The following is an 18,849-nucleotide window of genomic DNA, read 5'->3' on the forward strand; positions in this document are numbered from 1 at the left end:
GACGGGCGGGCTCAGCGGCCGTTCGCCCGCATGCCCTCGAAGGCCAGCTGGACGACCGTGTCCGCGAGCTGCTCCTCCCCCGGGAACCCGCCCGGCTGCGGCCGGTACCACTCGACCAGTGAGTTCACCATGCCGAACAGCAGCCGGGTCGCCAGCCGTATGTCCACGTCCGCCCGGAGGTCACCCTCGGCGACCGCGGCCTGGAGCAGCTCCGACACCCGCTGGTCGAACTCGCGCCGGCGCTCCAGCGCCCAGCGCTCCGTCTTCGTGTTGCCGCGCACGCGCAGCAGCAGGGTGACGTAGGGGACCTCGGCCATCAGCACGTCGACGGTCCGGCGCGTGACGTACTCGACCCGCTCGACCGCGCGCCCGCGCAGCGCTCCCGGCTCGTCGAGGATGGCGAAGAGCCCGTCGAGCGCCCGGCTCACGGCCCGGCGCAGCAGCTCCTCCTTGCCCGCCACATGGTGGTAGATGGAGGATTTCGAGATGCCCGCCGCCCGGGAGAGGTGCTCCATGGACGTGCCGTCGTAGCCGCGCTCGTTGAAGACACGAACGGCGACGGTGAGCAGGGTCTCCGGTGTGTACGTGTCCCGCTTGGCCGTGGTCATGTCCGCGATCCTCCCCCATGAGTTGTCCACAGGTTCCCTGGGGCCCCTTGTCCCGACCGATCGTTCGGTTACTCTAACTCCGTCCGTACGTCCCCGCCCGGCTCGATGAGGAGTTGGTCCGCCATGGCCGCCGCGCTCACCCCCCAGCAGCTGTCCGAGACCCACCGGCCCACGCTCGACCAGGCCCTCGATGTGATCAGTACCCGCGCGTACTGGTCGCCGCACCCCGAGCACCCGAAGGCCTACGGCGAGGGCGGTGCCCCGGGCAGTCTCGGTGCGGCCGAGGGCAAGGCCGCTTTCGACGCCGTCCTGAACACCCGTCTCGACCTGGGGCAGCCCGGCACCGACGGCTGGACCGGCGGCGAGGTCTCGCCGTACGGGCCGGAGCTCGGCGTCGAGTATCCGCACGCCGACCCGGACGTCCTGCTTCCGGCGATGAAGGCCGGCACGGGCGCCTGGCGGGCGGCGGGACCGGAGATCCGGGCCCTGGTCTGTCTGGAGATCCTGTCGCGCATCAGCGCCCGCACCCACGAGCTGGCCCACGCCGTGATGCACACGAGCGGCCAGGCCTTCATGATGGCGTTCCAGGCGGGCGGCCCGCACGCCCAGGACCGCGGCCTGGAGGCCGTCGCGTACGCCTACCGGGAGCAGGTCCGCACCCCGCACACCGCCGACTGGTCCAAGCCGCAGGGCAAGCGCGATCCGCTGAAGCTGCACAAGTCGTTCATCACGTCCGGTCGCGGCATCGCACTCCTCATCGGCTGCAACACGTTCCCCACGTGGAACGGCTATCCCGGCCTCTTCGCCTCCCTCGCCACCGGCAACCCGGTGCTGGTCAAGCCGCACCCGCGCGCCGTGCTCCCGCTGGCCCTCACGGTGTCCATCGCCCGCGAGGTGCTGGGCGAGGCGGGCTTCGACCCGAATCTGGTCGCGCTGGCCGCCGAGCGGCCCGGCGAGGGCATCGCCAAGACCCTCGCGGTCCGCCCCGAGATCCGCATCATCGACTACACCGGCTCCACCGCCTTCGGCGACTGGCTGGAGGAGAACGCCCGCCAGGCCCAGGTCTACACGGAGAAGGCCGGCGTCAACACGATCATCGTCGACTCCACCGACGACTACCGGGGCATGCTCGCCAACCTGGCCTTCTCGCTCTCGCTGTACAGCGGCCAGATGTGCACCACCCCGCAGAACCTGCTGATTCCCCGGGACGGCATCGCCACCGACGACGGCGCCAAGTCCTACGACGACGTGGTCGCCGACATCGCGGCCGCCGTCACCGGACTGCTCGGCGACGACGCCCGCGCGGCCGCCCTGCTCGGCGCGCTGGTCAACCCGGACGTCAAGGCCCGGGTGGAGGCGGCCGGGGAGCTCGGCGAGGTGGCCCTGGACTCGCGGACGGTCGCGAACGCCGAATTCCCCGACGCCGTCGTCCGTACGCCGGTCGTCGTGAAGCTCGACGGCACCAAGACCGACGACGGCGCGGCCTACCTCTCGGAGTGCTTCGGGCCGGTGTCCTTCGCCGTCGCCGTCGAGTCGACGACCGCCGCCGTGGACCTGCTCCGCCGCACGATCCGCGACAAGGGAGCGATGACGGTCGGCGCCTACACCACGTCCCCCGAGGTGGAACGCGCCATCGAGGACGTCTGCCTGGACGAGTCGGCCCAGCTCTCGCTGAACCTGACCGGTGGGGTCTACGTCAACCAGACCGCGGCCTTCTCCGACTTCCACGGCTCCGGTGGCAACCCCGCCGCGAACGCGGCGCTCTGCGACGGGGCCTTCGTCGCCAACCGCTTCCGCGTGGTGGAGGTGCGCCGCCAGGCGTGACTAGAGCGTCTCCCTCGGGTCCGGGACGTCGGCGTGGCGCTGCACCCACGCGTGCATCGCGATGGCGGCGGCGGCGCCGGCGTTGATGGACCGGGTCGATCCGAACTGCGCGATCGAGCACACCATGGAGGCGTGCTCACGCGCTTCCTCGGTCAGGCCCGGCCCCTCCTGGCCGAAGAGCAGGACGCAGCGGCGCGGCAGTTCGGTGCGCTCCAGCGGTACGGCGCCGGGGAGGTTGTCGATCCCGATGATCGGCAGCCCCTCGGCCGCCGCCCACGCGGTCAGGTCCGCCGTGTCGGGGTGGTGACGCACATGCTGGTAGCGGTCGGTGACCATGGCGCCGCGCCGGTTCCAGCGCCGCCGGCCCACGATGTGGATCTCCTTGGCCAGGAAGGCGTTGGCGGTCCGCACCACCGAACCGATGTTGAAGTCGTGGCCCCAGTTCTCCACGGCCACGTGGAAGTCGTGCCGCCGCAGATCGAGATCGGCGACGATCGCCTCCCGCGTCCAGTAGCGGTACGCGTCACCGACGTTGCGCCGGTCGCCCTGGGCCAGCAGCTCGGGGTCGTAGCGCTCGCCCTCGGGCCAGGGCAGCGGGTGCGGCCCGACACCGACCGGCTGGCCGTAGCCGTCGTCGTACTGGAGGGGTTCCGCCGCGTGGGGCTCCGTCGGGACGGGCCCCTCCGGGGCGGCCGTCGGCCGGGCGGGGTCCGAGGGCCGGTCCGCCGCCGGGGTCTGATGGGTTCTGCCGGTCTCACTGCTCACCCGACGAGCGTATGGCCCCCGCCGCCGCCCTGGAGCCGGGGCTCCTGCGTACCGCCCCGGCCGTCCTTCGCCGACCCGGTCTCCGGCGGGTGCGCTGGGCCGTGAGCGGGGCCGAATGCTCCAGGCTCCGGCGTACGTGACCGGCCGGGCAGCCCGGAGAGCAGCCGCCGCCGGCCGATCGTGGCACGGGCGCCCAGCCACACGAGGAAGGCCGTCGGCAGGAACACCGCGTCGGCCGCGATCATCGCCATGGAGAAGAACGGCAGCCCCAGCAGCAGGGCGATCCCCGCGTGCTCGCAGATCATCGCGACCAGCAGGACGTTCTTGACCCGCCGGTTGAAGAGCGTGAACGGAAAGGCGACCTGCACGATGACCGTGCCGTACGTCAGCACCATCACCATCAGCCCGCTGGCGCCCAGGATGTCCGACAGGGCGGGCCACGGGGTGAAGTAGTCGAGGTTGAGCGGGTAGTAGAGCGCGGTGCCGTCCTGCCAGCGCGATCCCTGGATCTTGTACCAGCCGGCGGTCGCGTAGATCAGGCAGACCTCGGCCATGATCACGGCGAGCGTGGCGTTGTGCGCGAGGTTGGCCAGCACGTCGAGCAGGGTGCGGGGCTCACCGTGCGGCAGGTAGCGGTTCACGGCCCACCAGGCGGCGGCGGAGAGCCAGATCGTCCACAGCAGGGCGGGGAGCCACCAGGTGCCGCCGAGTCCGCCCATCACCGTGGCCGCCACGAGGACGGGGCCGAGGAGCACCCAGAGCGCCGGGCCCACGATGTCCCGCAGGGGCGGCAGGCCCGCCGCGGCACGCTGCGCGTCGCGCGCCGCGCGCCGGGCGTCCAGCGACCAGACCTGGGCGCAGCGCGTCAGCACCAGGTAGATCGCCATGAGGTGGACCACGTTGTCGCCGCCGTCGCCCATGAAGATGCTGCGGTTCTGCACCGAGAGCACGCCGACCATGAAGAGGACGGACATGGTCCGGGTCCGCCACCCGAGCAGCAGCGCCGCCGCGGACAGCAGCGTGAGGGCGTACACGGCCTCGAACCAGACCGTGCTGTCCGTCCACATCAGGACGGAGAAGGCCTCGTTGCCGTTCGTGAGCTGGCGGGCCAGGTCCCAGTGCCACGGGCTGTCCGGGCCGTACAGCTCGTGGCGGTTGGGCAGTTCGCGCAGCAGGAAGAAGAGGTAGGTGGCGGCGAAGCCGATCCGGACGACGGCGCTCTGGTACGGACCGAGGGCCGAGGCGGTGACGCGCTGGAGGGCACGGGCCGGGCCGCCGTCGAGACCGCCGGGACCGCCAGGACCGCCGGAACACAGCACGGCCGGGCGGGGGGCCGCGGGGCGCGGGCCTTCATGCTGTGGGGCCGCGTTCTGTGGGGCTGCGTTCTGTGGTGCTGCGTTCTGTGGGCCCTCGTTCTGTGGGCCCGCGGGCGAGGGGATCGTCACTGGTTCTCCTCCACGCCGTGCGCCTCGTCCCGGTCCTGGTCCTGGTCCTGGTCCGCGTCACGCTCGGGAAGATCGTCCGGCGTCACGGTCCACCAGGGGAGTACGCGGTAGACGGGCCGGGTGCTGATCTTCTCGTTGCTCCACGGGGGCGGGGCGATGGAGCTGGTGGCGGAGCGGAGCTGGATGCGTTCGATGGTGCCGCCGTAGTCGCGCTCGCTCAGCCGCAGCATCGTGATGCGCCGCACGTAGCGCTCGGAGAGGTCCCCGCGCAGGCCGTTGGGGCGGTTCTCGCTGTCATGGGAATTGACGTAGAAGTCCCAGCCCCGGCGGAGCTCGTTCTGGTCCACATGGCTGGGGAAGAAGCTGCCGCGTATCGCTTCGCCGTCCTCGTACGTCAGGTTCATCCACCTGGTCGTACGGCGGCCGTCGGCCCCCACCACATCGGCCCGGACGTGGACGGCGACGTTCTGCTGGAGCGGGTTGGGCGCGAAGAGCTTCCAGTTCTGCTCGAACTCCGGGTAGATCCAGCGGTCGATCGTCTTCCCGTGCTGTTTGGACAGCGTGTTGGACGGGGCGACGTGCAGGAACACCATGGCCACCTGCGTACAGGCGAGCAGCCCGATCAGGGACAGCGCCAGAGCCGCGACCACCTGGTAGGGAAAGGAGAGCCCGGCTATGCCCCGGCCGGTGGCCAGGGGCTCCGCCACCGGCGCCGAGGGCGTCGGCGGTATGGCTGCGGGAGTGTCCTGCGCTTCCGCCGGCCGGTTCAACGCCTGCGGCCAGGCGTCCTTCCCCCCGCCCGCAGAGCTCCTGTCGTGGTCCGAATCCATCCCGCCCCGCTCACCGTCGATCACCACTCAGTTATCCACAGGGTTGACACCCTACGGGCCTCCGACTCACCATTGAAGTCAAGGAACCGAACGATCGGTCGGTAGGGAGCCCGGGATGGCGGCAGTGACTGCGGACCAGACGACGCAGAAGACGCTCGGCACGGAGGACGCGGTGGACGCGGACCGCGTCGCGGCCTTCGACGCGGCCGTGGCGGCGGACGAGCGGATCGAGCCGCGCGACTGGATGCCCGACGCCTACCGGGCGACGCTGGTCCGCCAGATGGCCCAGCACGCCCACTCGGAGATCATCGGCATGCAGCCCGAGGCCAACTGGATCACCCGGGCGCCCTCGCTGCGCCGCAAGGCGATCCTCATGGCCAAGGTGCAGGACGAGGCGGGCCACGGCCTGTATCTCTACAGCGCCGCCGAGACCCTGGGCACCAGCCGCGAGGAGCTGCTCGACAAGCTCCACGCGGGCCGCCAGCGCTATTCGTCGATCTTCAACTACCCCACGCTGACCTGGGCCGACGTCGGCGCGATCGGCTGGCTCGTGGACGGCGCGGCGATCACCAACCAGGTGCCGCTCTGCCGCTGCTCCTACGGCCCCTACGCCCGTGCGATGGTCCGCATCTGCAAGGAGGAGTCCTTCCACCAGCGCCAGGGGTACGAACTGCTGCTCGCCCTCAGCCGTGGCACCGAGGCCCAGCACGCCATGGCGCAGGACGCGGTGAATCGCTGGTGGTGGCCCTCCTTGATGATGTTCGGCCCGCCCGACGACGCCTCGTCCCACTCCGAGCAGTCCATGGCCTGGAAGATCAAGCGGCACTCCAACGACGAGCTGCGCCGGCGCTTCGTGGACATCTGCGTGCCCCAGGCCGAAGCGCTGGGCCTGGAGCTCCCCGACCCCGATATCCGGTGGAACGAGGAGCTCGGCCGGCACGACTTCGGCGCGATCGACTGGGCCGAGTTCCAGGCGGTCCTCAAGGGCAACGGCCCCTGCAACGAACAGCGGATCACCCAGCGGCGCACGGCCCACGAGGAAGGCGCCTGGGTCCGGGACGCGGCAGCCGCGTACGCCGCCAAGCACGCCCCGGCGCAGTCATCGACCCAGGCGCCGGCACCGAACAGCGCGCCCGCGCACCATGTGGAGGAGACGGCATGAGCAGCTCGACCGACTGGCCTCTGTGGGAGGTGTTCGTGCGCTCGCGGCGCGGACTGTCCCACACCCATGCGGGCAGCCTGCACGCGCCGGACGCCGAGATGGCCCTGCGCAACGCCCGCGACCTCTACACCCGCCGCTCGGAAGGCGTCTCGATCTGGGTGGTCCCGTCCACCGGGATCACCGCCTCCTCCCCCGACGAGAAGGACTCCTTCTTCGAGCCGGCCGGCGACAAGCCCTACCGCCACCCCACCTTCTACGAGATCCCGGACGGGGTGAAGCACCTGTGAGCGCCGCCCTCGCCCTCGGCGACGACGCGCTGGTGCTCTCGCACCGGCTGGGGGAGTGGGCCGGTCACGCCCCCGTCCTGGAGGAGGAGGTGGCTCTCGCCAACATCGCCCTGGACCTGCTGGGACAGGCCCGGGTGCTGCTCTCGCTCGTCGGCGACGAGGACGAGCTCGCCTACCTCCGCGAGGAGCGGGCCTTCCGCAACCTCCAGCTGGTCGAGCAGCCGAACGGGGACTTCGCCCACACCATCGCCCGCCAGCTCTACTTCTCGGTCTACCAGCACCTGCTGTACGAGCGACTGGCGGCCGGGGACGGCGAGTTCACCGGGCTCGCGGCCAAGGCGGTCAAGGAGGTGGCCTACCACCGTGACCACGCCGAGCAGTGGGTCCTGAGGCTCGGCGACGGCACCGAGGAGAGCCGCGGCCGGATGCGGAGCGGCCTGGACGCGCTGTGGCGGTTCACCGGGGAGATGTTCCAGCCGGTCGAAGGGCTGGACTCCCCGGAGTCCGGTGTCGACTGGGCCGCGCTGCGGAGCAGTTGGCTCGTCGCTGTCACCGATGTCGTCGAGCGGGCCGGCCTGACCCTCCCGGCGGGCCCGCAGTCCGGGGGCTGGGCGGCCGGAGCGGGCCGACAGGGCCTGCACACCGAGCCGTTCGGCCGCATGATCGCCGAGATGCAGCACCTGCACCGCAGCCATCCGGGGGCGTCATGGTGACCGACACCCGGCTGGAGGCGGAGCTGCGCGACCTCGCCGGCTCCGTGCCCGACCCCGAACTGCCGGTGCTGACCCTGGCGGAGCTCGGCGTCCTGCGGGGCGTGCGGGTGGACGGCCCGGGCCGGGTGACCGTGCGGCTCACCCCGACCTACACCGGCTGCCCGGCGATCGAGGCGATGTCCGCCGACATCGAGCGGGTGCTGCACGACCACGGCGTCCCGGAGGTCTCCGTGGTCACGGTGCTGGCGCCGGCCTGGTCGACGGATGACATCAGCGCCGAAGGGCGCCGCAAACTGGCCGAGTTCGGCATCGCCCCGCCGCGCGCCCACGGCGCCGACGGCGGACCCGTGCCGCTGACGCTCTCGGTGCGCTGCCCGCACTGCGGCTCCACGGACACGGAACTGCTCAGCCGGTTCTCCTCCACGGCGTGCAAGGCCCTGCGCCGCTGCGTCGCCTGCCGCGAACCGTTCGACCACTTCAAGGAGTTGTAGATGTTCCATCCGCTCCGGGTCAGCGCGATCGAACGGATCACGGACGACGCGGTGGCCGTGACGCTCGCCGTGCCGGCCGAGCTGCGCGAGACCTTCCGCCACACCCCCGGCCAGCATCTGAATGTGCGCTACACCGTGGACGGCCAGGAGATCCGCCGTTCGTACTCGATCTGCGCACCGGCCACCGAGCAGCCCGGCGATCCGGTCCTGCGGGTGGGCATCCGCATGGTCGACGGCGGGGCCTTCTCCACGTACGCCCTGAAGGAGCTGGCCGTCGGGGACCGGGTGGAGGCCATGCCTCCGATGGGCCGGTTCGTCCTGAAGCCGCGTCCCGGTCTGTTCGCGGCCGTGGTCGGGGGCAGCGGCATCACCCCGGTGCTGTCCATGGCGGCCACCCTGCTCGACCGGGAGCCGACGGCCCGGTTCTGTCTGATCCGCAGCGACCGCACCGCGGCGTCGACGATGTTCCTCGACGAGGTGGCCGACCTCAAGGACCGGTATCCGGACCGCTTCCAGCTGGTCACCGCGCTCTCCCGGGAGGAGCAGTCGGCCGGTCTCCCCTCCGGGCGGCTGGACGCCGAACGGCTCACCGGCCTGCTGCCCGCCATGCTTCCGGTGGCAGAGGTGGACGGCTGGTTCCTGTGCGGGCCGCTCGGCCTCGTACGGGCCACGGAGAAGGCCTTGAAGGCACTCGGCGTCGACCGCTCCCGGGTCCACCAGGAGATCTTCCACGTCGACGAGGGCCCCACCGACGCGACGGTGGTCAAGGTCGCCGCCCCGTCCGACGCCGTGCTGACGGCCACCCTCCACGGCCGCTCGGGCAGCTGGCCCGTGCAGGACACCGAATCCCTGCTGGAGACGGTGCTGCGAAGCCGCTCGGACGCTCCGTACGCCTGCAAGGGAGGGGTGTGCGGGACCTGTCGGGCGTTCCTCGTCTCGGGCGAGGTCCGGATGGACCGCAACTTCGCGCTGGAACCGGAGGAGACCGGGGCGGGCTTCGTGCTGGCCTGCCAGTCGCATCCGCTCACCCCGGAGGTGGAGCTGGACTTCGACCGCTGAGGGCGCCGACGCGGACCGGCCCCGTGCCTCCTCACTGTTCCCTTCCTGTAGAACCTGTTCTATCTTGACGATCCGTCAGGGCGTGAACGGGACAGCGGGAGGCCGGGACAGTGGACTTCACCTTCACCGAGGAACAGCAGGCGGCGGTCGAGGCGGCCAGGGCCGTCTTCTCGGATGTCGCACCCGACCGAGCACCCAGTCCCGCCCTGACCCCGGGCGCCGTGGCGGAGGACATCGACCGGCAGCTGTGGAACGAGCTGGCGCGCACGGACCTGCTCGGTCTCACGCTGTCGCCCGACCACGGGGGCGCCGGCCTCGACCCGATCGCGCTCTGCCTGGTCCTGCGGGAGTCGGCGAAGGTGCTGGCCAGGGTCCCGTTGCTGGAGAGCTGTGCGGTCGCGACGGCGGTCCAGCGGTACGGCGGGAGCACCCTCGCGGCGGAGCTGCTCCCCCGGGCCGGCCGGGGGGAACTGATCCTGACCGTCGGCGCCAACGGACGCAGTGGTCACGATCCCGCCGAACTCGCCGTCACCGCACGGCCGTACGGGGAGAACGAAGAGAACGGGACATCGGCAGAGGACTCCGGCTGGGTGCTCGACGGGGTGCAGTCCGCGGTTCCCTGGGCCCAGGCGGCCGACTGGATCGCCATCCCCGCGCACACCGCCGGGGGCCGCCCGGTCCTGGCCCTCCTGCCCCGTACCCGCGACGGCGTCACCCTCGCGGACCAGGTCTCCACCAGCGGTGAGCGCCTGGCCGAGGTCCGGCTCGACGGCGCCCGGGTGGAGGCCCACGAGCTGATCGACGCGCCGGGCTGCTGGGAATGGCTGAGGTCCCTGCTCACCACGGGAACCTGCGCGCTCGCGCTCGGTCTGGGCGAGCGGGTGCTCGCGATGACCGCCGAATACACCGGCAAGCGCGAGCAGTTCGGGTTCCCGGTCGCCACGTTCCAGGCGGTGGCCGTCCAGGCCGCCGACCGGTACATCGATCTGCGGGCGATGGAGGCGACGCTCTGGCAGGCCGCCTGGCGGATCTCGTCCGACGCCGGGGGGCCACTGCCCACGGCGGCCGATGTGGCCGTGGCGAAGATCTGGGCCTCCGACGGCGTCCGCCGCGTCGTGCAGACCGCACAGCACCTGCACGGCGGCTTCGGCGCGGACACCGACTACCCGCTGCACCGCTTCCATGCCTGGGCGAAGCAGATCGAGCTCTCCCTGGGCCCGGCCGCGGCCCATGAGGAGGCCCTGGGCGACCTGCTGGCCGCCCACCCGCTCGGCTGACCGACAAGCTCGGCCGACCGACAGGCACCGGGCCCGGCCCGGCGGGGATCGGCGGACGGGTCCCCGCCGAACACGCCCCCGCCGGGTCCTGGGGCTCAGAGGACGAAGGCGGGCGCCTCGTTGTCCGTGACCATCGGGCGTCCGGCGCCGTCCCAGGCCTGCATGCCGCCGTCGATGTTCACCGCGTCGATGCCCTGCTGGACCAGGTACTGGGTGACCTGGGCCGACCGGCCGCCGACCCGGCACATCACATGCACACGCCGGCCGTCCTCGGCGGACTCCGTCAGCTCGCCGAACCGGCCCACGAAGTCGCTCATCGGGATGTGCAGCGCACCCTCGACGTGACCGGCCGCCCACTCGTCGTTCTCACGGACGTCCAGGACGAAGCCGTCCGACGGCACCGCCGCGGCGTCCACCGAGGGCAGCGGGGCGAAATTCATGGGTCATGCCTTCTCTCGTGCGATCTTGGGCCTCGTACATACGCGGCAGAGTCACCCGGAACGCTACTGCACCATCTCCGCGAGCTCGGCCTCCCGCCGGGACACCTCGCCCAGCAGTTGCTCCGCGATGTCCTCCAGCAGCTGATCCGGGTCGTCCGGGGCCATCCGCAGCATCGAGCCGATCGCACCGTCCTCCAGCTCCTTGGCGAGCACCGTCAGCAGCTCCTTGCGCCGGCTGAGCCACTCCAGCCGGGCGTAGAGCTCCTCGCTCTCGCTCAGGGGGGTCAGGGGCTGCACCGGACCGGCCGCCCACTCCGCCACGAGTTCCTTGAGGAGGTCGACGTCGCCGCGCCCGTAGGCGGCGTTCACCCGGGCGATGAACTCGTCCCGGCGTTGCCGTTCCGGCTCGTCCTGGGCGAGGTCCGGGTGCGCCTTGCGGGCCAGCTCCCGGTAGAGCTTGCGGGCCTCCTCGCTCGGCCTGACCCGCTTCGGCGGCCGGACCGCTTGTTCGGTGAGCATCGCCGCGGCCTCGGGCGACAGCCCGTCGGTGTCCATCCAGTCGTGGAAGAGCTCCTCGACCCCGGGCATCGGCATGACGACCGCCCGCGCCTCCCGCGCCTTGCGCTCGTCCTCCGGATCCCCGGTCCGGGCGGCCCGCGCCTCCGCGATCAGCGCGTCCAGCTCGTCGAGGCGGGTGTACATCGGGCCGAGCTTCTGGTGGTGCAGCCGGGAGAAGTTCTCGACCTCCACCCGGAAGGTCTCCACCGCGATCTCGAACTCGATCAGCGCCTGCTCGGCGACCTGCACCGCCCTGGCCAGCCGTGCCTCGGGGCGCGGCGGGGCGTCCTCGGGGCCGTCGGCCTCCCCGGCAGCGGCGTCCGCGCCACCGGACGCGTCCGGCGTCCCCGGAGCGTCCTGCGCCCCCGGGGCGTCCTCCGCTTCGGGGGCGGGTCGGGGCGCGTCCGGCCGGTCGTTGTCCTGCCGGTCTTCATCGTTCCGGGTGGTCGGCACCCCGGCGGCTTCGTGGGTCACCCGTCCAGCGTATGGCCACGGCCAGGCGGCGCAGCACACACGGTGGGCCCCGGCCGGGGCCCACCCCCCCATGAACCAGGGACCCGGCCGCCTCACGGAACCGGGCCCCACCGCCTCACGGACCCGTCATATACCGAACTCGGCGGCCAGCCTGCCCGCCTTGATCGCCCGCACCAGCTCGGCGTGATCCGCTTCCGTACGGTCGGCGTACGTCACCGCGAAGGCGGCCACCGCCCCGTCGAGCTCGTCGTTCTTGCCGCAGTAGCCCGCCAGCAGGCGGGGGTCGGCGCTGTGCGCGTGCGCCCGTGCGAGCAGCGCCCCGGTCATCCGCCCGTAGTCGTCCACCTGGTCGGCGGCGAGCGCGGCGGGGTCCACACTGCCCTTGCGGTTCCGGAACTGCCGGACCTGGAACTGCCTGCCGTCGACGTCCGCCCAACCGAGCAGGATGTCGCTGACGACCTGCATCCGCTTCTGCCCGAGCACCACCCGGCGGCCCTCGTGCGCCACCTCCGGCACATCGAAGCCGACCGCGGGCAGATAGGGGGCGAGCACCGAAGGGCGCGCCTCCTTCACCTGGAGGACCAGCGGCTCACCCCGGTGATCGAGCAGCAGCACCACGTACGACCGGGTCCCCACACTGCCGGTGCCGACCACCCGGAACGCCACGTCATGGATCGTGTACCGGGCCAGCAGCGGCACCCGGTCCTCGGAGACGGTGGAGAGATAGCCGCCCAGCCCGGCGGCCACGACCGCGGCCTCGGCGTCCGGCACCCGGCGCAGCACGGGCCGGGCGTCGACGAAGCGGCGGCCGCCGTCGGGGCACTCCTCGGTGGAGCGGGCGGCGAAGCGGGCGCTGGTGTTGTTGCGGGCCTTCTCCGAGACCCGCTCCAGGGTGCCGACCAGATCCCGCGCGTCCGTGTGCGAGACGAGCTCCTCGTCCGCGATCGCGTTCCAGGCGTCGAGGGCGGGCAGCCGGGCCAGCAGTCGCATCGTGCGCCGATAGGCGCCGACGGCGTCGTGCGCGCCCCGGCGGCAGGTGTCCTCGTCGGCCCCGGCGGCCCGGCCCGCGAGCACCAGGGAGGTGGCGAGCCGCTTGAGGTCCCACTCCCACGGCCCGAAGACGGTCTCGTCGAAGTCGTTCAGATCGATGACCAGGCTGCCCCGGGCGTCGCCGTAGAGGCCGAAGTTGGCCGCGTGCGCGTCGCCGCAGAGCTGGGCGCCCACCCCGGTGACCGGGCTGCCCGTCAGATCGTGGGCCATCAGTCCGGCCGCACCCCGCAGGAAGGCGAACGGCGTCGCCGCCATCCGGCCCACCCGTATCGGCGTCAGGCCCGGCACCCGGCCCCGGTTCGACTCCTCGACCGCCCGCACGGCGTCCGGCCGTCCCGGCGGCAGGACCAGCGAGGCGTGCGAGGAGCGCGGCACCCGGTCGCGGAGGGCCTTGCCCGCCGCCTTCGGTGAACTCGCGGCCCCACGCCGGGCGAACCCGGGCACGACAGGAATGCGCGGATCATCTCCCGCGGTCGCCTCGGTTCCCGTTCCCGCAGTCCGCTGCTCAGGCATCGTCGCCTCGGTTCCGCTCATGGAACGCCGCCTCCCCCACCCTCGTACCGCTTCCAGCTGCCCGGCTGTCCGACCGGTCAGCGGCCCTGTCCACCAGCGACCGAGCACGACGGTACCGCCGATTCCCGGCACCCGCCGGGCCCTGTGGACAGACGCCGGGGCGGGCCCGGTGGACGACAGCGGTACGTCCCGGACCGGCCGGGAGTGGTCAGCAGCCGGTCCCGGATCCGGTGGCGTCGTCCCGCGTCAGATAGGTGTCGGCCCACCGCCCCAGCTCCTTGAGCGCGGGCTCCATCGCGGCGCCCGCCTCGGTGAGCCGGTACGCGACGCGCAGCGGCGGTCCCTCGTCCACCTCGCGGAGCACCAGGCCGGCCGCGCCGAGTTCGGTCAGCCGGTCCGAGAGCATGCGCTCGCTGATTCCGGGAATCGCCCGTCGCAGTTCGGCGAAGTGCACCGGTCGCTGCAGCAGCACGGAGACGATCTGGCCGGTCCAGCGCTTGCCGAACAACGCGAAGACGCGACTGATCCCCCCGTCAACGCGCCGACAGGGCTGCTCGCCGTGATCCGCCATTTCCCCAGAGTACTGGGCCCCTCTTGGCGGCTTACTAAAAGTAAGTAGCCATTCGGTGAACGCCGGCGGGGCCACGGAGCCTCCAGCGGCCCCTCGGTCCCACCGTATGATGATCATGACCAATCGGGCGTTTCACGTGAAACACAGCACGCCCCGAGTGGATCAGGCGACGACCCCTCCGGCCGCCACCCCCGCACCTGCGGGCTCCTCGTCGCCCTCGTCGCCGGTCCCCCCGGCCCGCGGACCACGGCCGGACCCACCGCCCCGCAGGCCCGCCCCGCCCGGCCGGGAGCCCGAGTCGGGATCGGAGCCGGCACCCTTGGCCTCCGCCGCGATCCTGGCCTCCTGCTCCTCACGCTCCGCCTTCTCGCGCGCCTGGGCCGCCAGATCCACCCGGCCCTCCGGCTTGATGTGCGCGATGACGCCGGGGTGAGCGATCGACGGCAGGATGTGGCGCCACATCTCCGCCACCTGCTCGCGCAGATCGGCCCGACCGGAGTCGGCCTCCGAGACCAGCTGAATACCGGTGAACGAGGCGACGATGATTTTGGCTGACACCATCGGGTCGATCTGTGGGAACACCTCGCCGCGCTCCTGGCCCAGCTCCAGCATCCGGGCCGTCGCGTCGATCCAGTCGCCCCAGGGATGCGGTCCACCGAGGAAGACGCCCTCGATGGAGAGCCTGGTGCCGGCCCGGGCCATCGAGTTGTGGCGCAGGGCGAAAGCGAACTGCTGGCCACCGTCCACCAGGGACTGGAGCGGCGACCCCTCCTGCTCGAACTCCACCGTGGAGGTCTGCTCGTCCATGATCGCCTGCGCGATGGCCTCCTTGGAGGCGAAGTGGAAGTACAAGGCCCCCTTGGTGACCTTGGCGCGGCGGAGAATCTCCGAGATGGCGGCACGCTCGTAGCCGTAGTCGTCGAAGACACTCGCCGCGGCATCCACGATCGACCGCCACGTCTGGACCGCGCGAGCCTGCTTCGCCATTTCCTGCCTCCGGGACGTTCTGTGCGCTCAGCCCTTCACCGCCGAGTCGCCGTCGATCCAACCTCTGCGGCCAGCGTATGCAAGTGCGCCGTTGCACCGGCCATCGGTCTGTCCGGAAACCGTGCCCACACCCAGTGGATCACCGCCCACGGACACCCGCTGCCACCTCCTCCTTACCCGCCTGTCCGTACCCCGCCCGTCCGTCAAAAACACGGCCCGACAAGAACGCGAAGACCACGAAGACCACCACGGACACCACAGGTACCGACACCACCGACGCCAGGGCATCGAAACGCGGAACAACGAAGAACCCCCGCTCCGGATCTCTCCGAAGCGGGGGTTCTGTCGAACCAACCTGACAGTCGCAAGCGACTGCCCGTTGTGCGCGAGGGGGGATTTGAACCCCCACGTCCCTAAGGACACTGGCACCTGAAGCCAGCGCGTCTGCCGTTCCGCCACTCGCGCATGAGTGGTGTTTTCAGACTCTCACCCAGTGGGGTGATCGCCTGGCGACAAACGGAAGATTAGCACGCTGGACAGGGTGGATTCACATCCGTTGTTTCGTCGGCTCCGGGAGGGGAAGCGGGAACCCCGAACCATCGCCCCCACTCCTCCAGAGTGCGTCCCGGGTGCGGGACACTGTGAGGAGGCCACCTCTACGATCCGTGTGAGGGGTGACACTCATCCACAGGCCAGACAAGGGGAACCAGCCGATTTCCCGACGCGTGGATACGATCAGTAAGCAGTACAGGGACGATGACAACGGAGGAGGTGCCCCATGGGGGTCATGAAGCGTTTCGAGCAGCGCCTCGAGGGGCTGGTCAACGGCACCTTCGCCAAGGTCTTCAAGTCCGAGGTGCAGCCTGTCGAGATCGCCGGCGCCCTGCAGCGGGAGTGCGACAACAACGCGACGATCTGGAACCGTGAGCGGACCGTCGTCCCCAACGACTTCATCGTCGAGCTCAGCACACCCGACTACGAGCGACTCAGCCCGTACTCCGGTCAGCTGGGCGACGAGCTCTCCGGCCTGGTGCGCGACTACGCCAAGCAGCAGCGCTACACCTTCATGGGACCGATCAAGGTCCACCTGGAGAAGGCCGACGACCTCGACACCGGGCTCTACCGGGTCCGCAGCCGCACTCTGGCGTCGAGTTCGTCACAGCAGGACCCGTCTGCTCAGCCCCAGCAGCCCGCGGCCGGGCGGCCCGCCGCCCCCCAGGCTCCCGGCGGCTACGGCTACCCCCCGAGCGCCGCTCCGCCGATGCCCGCGGCCCCGCCGCCCGGCACCGGACGGCCCCCGGCCCCCACGAACGACCGGCGCCCGCCGGCCGCGCCCGGCCCCCTGCCGGACGCCCGGACACGGCGCTGGATCGAGATCAACGGCACCCGCCATCAGATCTCCCGCCCGACGTTGGTGATGGGACGATCCACCGACGCCGACGTGCGGATCGACGACCCCGGCGTATCGCGCCGGCACTGTGAGATCCGGACCGGAACGCCCTCGACGATCCAGGATCTCGGGTCTACCAACGGCATCGTGGTAGACGGGCAGCACACCACCCGCGCTACGCTCCGCGACGGCTCGCGGATCGTCGTGGGCAGCACCACCATCGTTTACCGGCAAGCCGAAGGGTGAAGCGGGGGCAATGTCAGAGCTGACCCTGACGGTCATGCGGCTAGGTTTCCTGGCTGTTCTGTGGCTGTTCGTCATCGTGGCCGTTCAGGTCATCCGAAGCGACCTGTTCGGAACGCGCGTCACGCAGCGCGGCTCACGCCGCACTGCCGCCGACGCGCGCCCCCAGCAGGGCCGCCAACAACAACAAGCGGCGCCGCCCCAGCAGCGCCAGCAGTCCGGCCGGCAGCGCCGCGGGGCGCCCACCAAGCTGGTCGTGTCCGAAGGCACTCTCACGGGCACCACGGTCGCGCTCCAGGGCCAGACCATCACCCTGGGCCGGGCCCACGATTCAACGATCGTGCTGGACGACGACTACGCGTCCAGCAGGCATGCCAGGATCTACCCGGACCGTGACGGCCAGTGGATCGTCGAGGATCTCGGGTCCACCAACGGCACGTATCTGGAACGGACCCGGCTCACCACCCCGACACCAGTTCCGCTGGGCGCGCCGATCCGTATCGGCAAGACCGTCATCGAGCTGCGGAAGTAGTACGACAATGAGCGAGCGGAGCGAGCGAGCCGCGGCGGTCCCGACGGCGGACGCTGCCCGGTTCCCGACCGGAGGGTGGGCAGTGTGGCTCGAGACAGGCTGTACCCCGAGCCGACGGGCGAGGTGCGCATGAGTCTGTCGCTGCGCTTCGCCGCCGGGTCGCACAAGGGCATGATCCGGGAGGGCAACGAGGACTCCGGCTATGCCGGTCCCCGGCTCCTCGCCATCGCCGACGGCATGGGCGGTCAGGCGGCCGGTGAGGTCGCCAGCTCCGAGGTGATCTCCACGCTCGTCCCGCTCGACGACGACGTACCGGGATCCGATCTTCTGACCTCGCTCGGCACCGCCGTGCAGCAGGCCAGCGACCAGTTGCGCGTCATGGTCGAGGAGGACCCCCAGCTGGAGGGCATGGGCACCACGCTCACCGCCCTGCTCTGGACCGGTCAGCGCCTCGGCCTGGTGCACGTCGGCGACTCCCGCGCGTACCTGCTGCGGGACGGCGTCCTGACGCAGATCACCCAGGACCACACCTGGGTGCAGCGCCTCGTCGACGAGGGCCGGATCACCGAGGAAGAGGCCACCACCCACCCGCAGCGCTCCCTGCTGATGCGGGCGCTGGGCAGCGGCGACCACGTCGAACCGGACCTCTCCATCCGCGAGGTCCGCGCCGGCGACCGCTATCTGATCTGCTCGGACGGTCTCTCCGGCGTTGTCTCGCACCAGACGATGGAAGAGACCCTCGCCAGCTATCAGGGCCCGCAGGAGACCATCCAGGACCTGATCCAGCTCGCTCTGCGCGGTGGCGGCCCGGACAACATCACCTGCATCGTGGCCGACGTCCTGGACGTCGACAGCAACGACACCCTGGCCGGGCAGCTCAACGACACCCCCGTCGTCGTCGGCGCGGTCGCGGAGAACCAGGCCCAGCTGGGCGACGGCGGGGCCATGCAGACGCCCGCCGGCCGCGCGGCAGGCCTCGGCCGCCCCGTGCCCCCGCCCGCCGGCGGCTTCGGCCCGCCCGGCAGCGGCGACGTCGGCTACGGGGGCATGCCGGACGGCTCCTACGACGCCTACACGGACGAGGACTTCGCCAAACCGGGCGGCGGCCGTAAATGGCTGAAGCGTTCCGTCTTCATCGTGCTCGCACTGGCCGTGATCGGCGGCGGTCTGTACGGCGGCTACCGCTGGACGCAGACGCAGTACTACGTCGGCGCCCAGGACGAGAACGTCGCACTGTTCCAGGGCATCAGCCAGGACCTCGCCTGGGTCTCGCTCTCGAAGATCGAGAAGAACCACCCCGAGATCGAGCTCAAGTACCTGCCGCCGTACCAGCGCAAGCAGGTCGAGGCGACGATCGCCGAGGGCAACATCACCGACGCCCGCGAGAAGGTCGCCGAGCTCGCCGCCCAGGCCTCCGCCTGCAAGAAGGACGCGCAGCGCCGCGCGGCCGACGCCGAGAACCGGGCCCGTACGGGCGAGGGCGAGGCCGGCGGCACCGCCGGAGCCCCCGCCACCAGGACTTCCGCCACGTCCTCCGCCAAGGGGACCAAGCCGACCACCGCTCCCACTCCCGGCCCCAGCCTCTCGGAGGAAGAGAAGAAGCTGGTCCCGCAGTGCGGTAAGCAGTAAG

The 18,849-nt window shown here is 71.4% G+C and carries 19 protein-coding genes and 1 tRNA gene; 10 read left to right on the forward strand and 10 right to left on the reverse strand.

The genetic code is table 11. The features are described 5' to 3' along the window. Positions 1-11 precede the first annotated feature (11 nt). Positions 12-608, reverse strand: a complete 597-nt coding sequence (locus IE272_RS09835; protein ID WP_032790269.1) for a TetR/AcrR family transcriptional regulator — start codon at positions 606-608, stop codon at positions 12-14. 123 nt (positions 609-731) lie between these two features. Between IE272_RS09835 and paaN the strand changes: the two genes are divergently transcribed. Further along, complete coding sequence (gene paaN / locus IE272_RS09840; RefSeq protein WP_190006668.1) at positions 732-2,432, forward strand: phenylacetic acid degradation protein PaaN; 1,701 nt, start codon at positions 732-734, stop codon at positions 2,430-2,432. Here paaN and IE272_RS09845 read toward each other — a convergent pair whose 3' ends face one another. The 3 genes from IE272_RS09845 to IE272_RS09855 are packed head-to-tail and all read right to left on the reverse strand — an operon-like array spanning position 2,433 to position 5,472. Then, positions 2,433-3,197 carry a TrmH family RNA methyltransferase gene (locus IE272_RS09845; RefSeq protein WP_050359798.1) on the reverse strand — a complete coding sequence of 255 codons (765 nt, stop codon included), beginning with the start codon at positions 3,195-3,197 and terminating at the stop codon, positions 2,433-2,435. After that, the gene (locus IE272_RS09850) at positions 3,194-4,642 is read right to left on the reverse strand and encodes an HTTM domain-containing protein (protein ID WP_073958259.1); all 1,449 of its coding nucleotides are present in this window, start codon (positions 4,640-4,642) and stop codon (positions 3,194-3,196) included. Before IE272_RS09850 ends, IE272_RS09845 begins: the two co-directional genes overlap by 4 nt. Next, on the reverse strand, positions 4,639-5,472 hold the full coding sequence (locus IE272_RS09855; protein ID WP_373304163.1) for a DUF5819 family protein: 834 nt from the start codon (positions 5,470-5,472) through the stop codon (positions 4,639-4,641). Before IE272_RS09855 ends, IE272_RS09850 begins: the two co-directional genes overlap by 4 nt. A gap of 115 nt (positions 5,473-5,587) precedes the next feature. Here IE272_RS09855 and paaA point away from each other — a divergent pair, with 115 nt between their 5' ends. From paaA to IE272_RS09885, 6 genes are all read left to right on the forward strand, one after another. Continuing rightward, positions 5,588-6,634 (forward strand): 1,2-phenylacetyl-CoA epoxidase subunit PaaA, encoded by a 1,047-nt coding sequence (gene paaA / locus IE272_RS09860; RefSeq protein WP_050359801.1) that lies wholly within the window; start codon positions 5,588-5,590, stop codon positions 6,632-6,634. Beyond that, on the forward strand, positions 6,631-6,921 hold the full coding sequence (gene paaB, locus IE272_RS09865) for a 1,2-phenylacetyl-CoA epoxidase subunit PaaB (RefSeq protein ID WP_007447213.1): 291 nt from the start codon (positions 6,631-6,633) through the stop codon (positions 6,919-6,921). The genes paaA and paaB overlap by 4 nt, the downstream gene beginning before the upstream one ends. After that, positions 6,918-7,634 carry a 1,2-phenylacetyl-CoA epoxidase subunit PaaC gene (gene paaC / locus IE272_RS09870; RefSeq protein ID WP_050359802.1) on the forward strand — a complete coding sequence of 239 codons (717 nt, stop codon included), beginning with the start codon at positions 6,918-6,920 and terminating at the stop codon, positions 7,632-7,634. The genes paaB and paaC overlap by 4 nt, the downstream gene beginning before the upstream one ends. Beyond that, complete coding sequence (paaD, locus tag IE272_RS09875) at positions 7,628-8,125, forward strand: 1,2-phenylacetyl-CoA epoxidase subunit PaaD (RefSeq protein ID WP_190006670.1); 498 nt, start codon at positions 7,628-7,630, stop codon at positions 8,123-8,125. The genes paaC and paaD overlap by 7 nt, the downstream gene beginning before the upstream one ends. Then, positions 8,126-9,184, forward strand: a complete 1,059-nt coding sequence (locus tag IE272_RS09880) for a 2Fe-2S iron-sulfur cluster-binding protein (RefSeq protein WP_098891412.1) — start codon at positions 8,126-8,128, stop codon at positions 9,182-9,184. 110 nt (positions 9,185-9,294) lie between these two features. Beyond that, on the forward strand, positions 9,295-10,461 hold the full coding sequence (locus tag IE272_RS09885; protein ID WP_057664573.1) for an acyl-CoA dehydrogenase family protein: 1,167 nt from the start codon (positions 9,295-9,297) through the stop codon (positions 10,459-10,461). Positions 10,462-10,556: 95 nt separating this feature from the next. Here IE272_RS09885 and IE272_RS09890 read toward each other — a convergent pair whose 3' ends face one another. The 6 genes from IE272_RS09890 to IE272_RS09915 form a co-directional block, all read right to left on the reverse strand. After that, the gene (locus IE272_RS09890; RefSeq protein WP_032790275.1) at positions 10,557-10,901 is read right to left on the reverse strand and encodes a rhodanese-like domain-containing protein; all 345 of its coding nucleotides are present in this window, start codon (positions 10,899-10,901) and stop codon (positions 10,557-10,559) included. Between the two features lie 63 nt (positions 10,902-10,964). Further along, the gene (locus tag IE272_RS09895; protein WP_056702113.1) at positions 10,965-11,933 is read right to left on the reverse strand and encodes a J domain-containing protein; all 969 of its coding nucleotides are present in this window, start codon (positions 11,931-11,933) and stop codon (positions 10,965-10,967) included. 126 nt (positions 11,934-12,059) lie between these two features. Continuing rightward, positions 12,060-13,517 carry a DUF2252 domain-containing protein gene (locus IE272_RS09900; protein WP_229897254.1) on the reverse strand — a complete coding sequence of 486 codons (1,458 nt, stop codon included), beginning with the start codon at positions 13,515-13,517 and terminating at the stop codon, positions 12,060-12,062. 187 nt (positions 13,518-13,704) lie between these two features. Then, on the reverse strand, positions 13,705-14,067 hold the full coding sequence (locus IE272_RS09905; RefSeq protein ID WP_050359807.1) for a winged helix-turn-helix transcriptional regulator: 363 nt from the start codon (positions 14,065-14,067) through the stop codon (positions 13,705-13,707). 162 nt (positions 14,068-14,229) lie between these two features. Further along, positions 14,230-15,054, reverse strand: coding sequence for a ScbR family autoregulator-binding transcription factor (locus tag IE272_RS09910; protein WP_050359808.1), 825 nt, complete (start codon positions 15,052-15,054; stop codon positions 14,230-14,232). Positions 15,055-15,436: 382 nt separating this feature from the next. Continuing rightward, positions 15,437-15,519, reverse strand: a tRNA-Leu gene (locus IE272_RS09915). 313 nt (positions 15,520-15,832) lie between these two features. Between IE272_RS09915 and IE272_RS09920 the strand changes: the two genes are divergently transcribed. The 3 genes from IE272_RS09920 to IE272_RS09930 all read left to right on the forward strand — a co-directional run bounded on the left by IE272_RS09920 (position 15,833) and on the right by IE272_RS09930 (position 18,848). Continuing rightward, positions 15,833-16,690, forward strand: a complete 858-nt coding sequence (locus tag IE272_RS09920) for an FHA domain-containing protein (protein ID WP_190006671.1) — start codon at positions 15,833-15,835, stop codon at positions 16,688-16,690. 10 nt (positions 16,691-16,700) lie between these two features. Next, positions 16,701-17,219: an FHA domain-containing protein FhaB/FipA gene (locus IE272_RS09925; RefSeq protein ID WP_050359810.1), complete on the forward strand. Its 519-nt coding sequence runs from the start codon at positions 16,701-16,703 to the stop codon at positions 17,217-17,219. 129 nt (positions 17,220-17,348) lie between these two features. Beyond that, on the forward strand, positions 17,349-18,848 hold the full coding sequence (locus tag IE272_RS09930; protein WP_190006794.1) for a PP2C family protein-serine/threonine phosphatase: 1,500 nt from the start codon (positions 17,349-17,351) through the stop codon (positions 18,846-18,848). Position 18,849: the final 1 nt, after the last annotated feature.

Source organism: Streptomyces anulatus (genome assembly GCF_014650675.1).
In the GTDB taxonomy this organism is placed as follows: domain Bacteria; phylum Actinomycetota; class Actinomycetes; order Streptomycetales; family Streptomycetaceae; genus Streptomyces; species Streptomyces anulatus.

What these genes read in the sequence shown, in the direction of transcription:
- IE272_RS09855 (WP_373304163.1), bottom strand. Translation starts at nt 5,472, where the DNA reads ATGGATTCGGACCACGACAGGAGCTCTGCGGGCGGGGGGAAGGACGCC.
- paaB (WP_007447213.1), top strand. Translation starts at nt 6,631, where the DNA reads ATGAGCAGCTCGACCGACTGGCCTCTGTGGGAGGTGTTCGTGCGCTCG.
- IE272_RS09910 (WP_050359808.1), bottom strand. Translation starts at nt 15,054, where the DNA reads ATGGCGAAGCAGGCTCGCGCGGTCCAGACGTGGCGGTCGATCGTGGAT.
- IE272_RS09920 (WP_190006671.1), top strand. Translation starts at nt 15,833, where the DNA reads ATGGGGGTCATGAAGCGTTTCGAGCAGCGCCTCGAGGGGCTGGTCAAC.
- IE272_RS09930 (WP_190006794.1), top strand. Translation starts at nt 17,349, where the DNA reads ATGAGTCTGTCGCTGCGCTTCGCCGCCGGGTCGCACAAGGGCATGATC.
- paaA (WP_050359801.1), top strand. Translation starts at nt 5,588, where the DNA reads ATGGCGGCAGTGACTGCGGACCAGACGACGCAGAAGACGCTCGGCACG.
- IE272_RS09890 (WP_032790275.1), bottom strand. Translation starts at nt 10,901, where the DNA reads ATGAATTTCGCCCCGCTGCCCTCGGTGGACGCCGCGGCGGTGCCGTCG.
- IE272_RS09880 (WP_098891412.1), top strand. Translation starts at nt 8,126, where the DNA reads ATGTTCCATCCGCTCCGGGTCAGCGCGATCGAACGGATCACGGACGAC.
- IE272_RS09835 (WP_032790269.1), bottom strand. Translation starts at nt 608, where the DNA reads ATGACCACGGCCAAGCGGGACACGTACACACCGGAGACCCTGCTCACC.
- paaN (WP_190006668.1), top strand. Translation starts at nt 732, where the DNA reads ATGGCCGCCGCGCTCACCCCCCAGCAGCTGTCCGAGACCCACCGGCCC.
- IE272_RS09925 (WP_050359810.1), top strand. Translation starts at nt 16,701, where the DNA reads ATGTCAGAGCTGACCCTGACGGTCATGCGGCTAGGTTTCCTGGCTGTT.
- IE272_RS09900 (WP_229897254.1), bottom strand. Translation starts at nt 13,517, where the DNA reads ATGAGCGGAACCGAGGCGACGATGCCTGAGCAGCGGACTGCGGGAACG.
- IE272_RS09905 (WP_050359807.1), bottom strand. Translation starts at nt 14,067, where the DNA reads ATGGCGGATCACGGCGAGCAGCCCTGTCGGCGCGTTGACGGGGGGATC.
- paaD (WP_190006670.1), top strand. Translation starts at nt 7,628, where the DNA reads ATGGTGACCGACACCCGGCTGGAGGCGGAGCTGCGCGACCTCGCCGGC.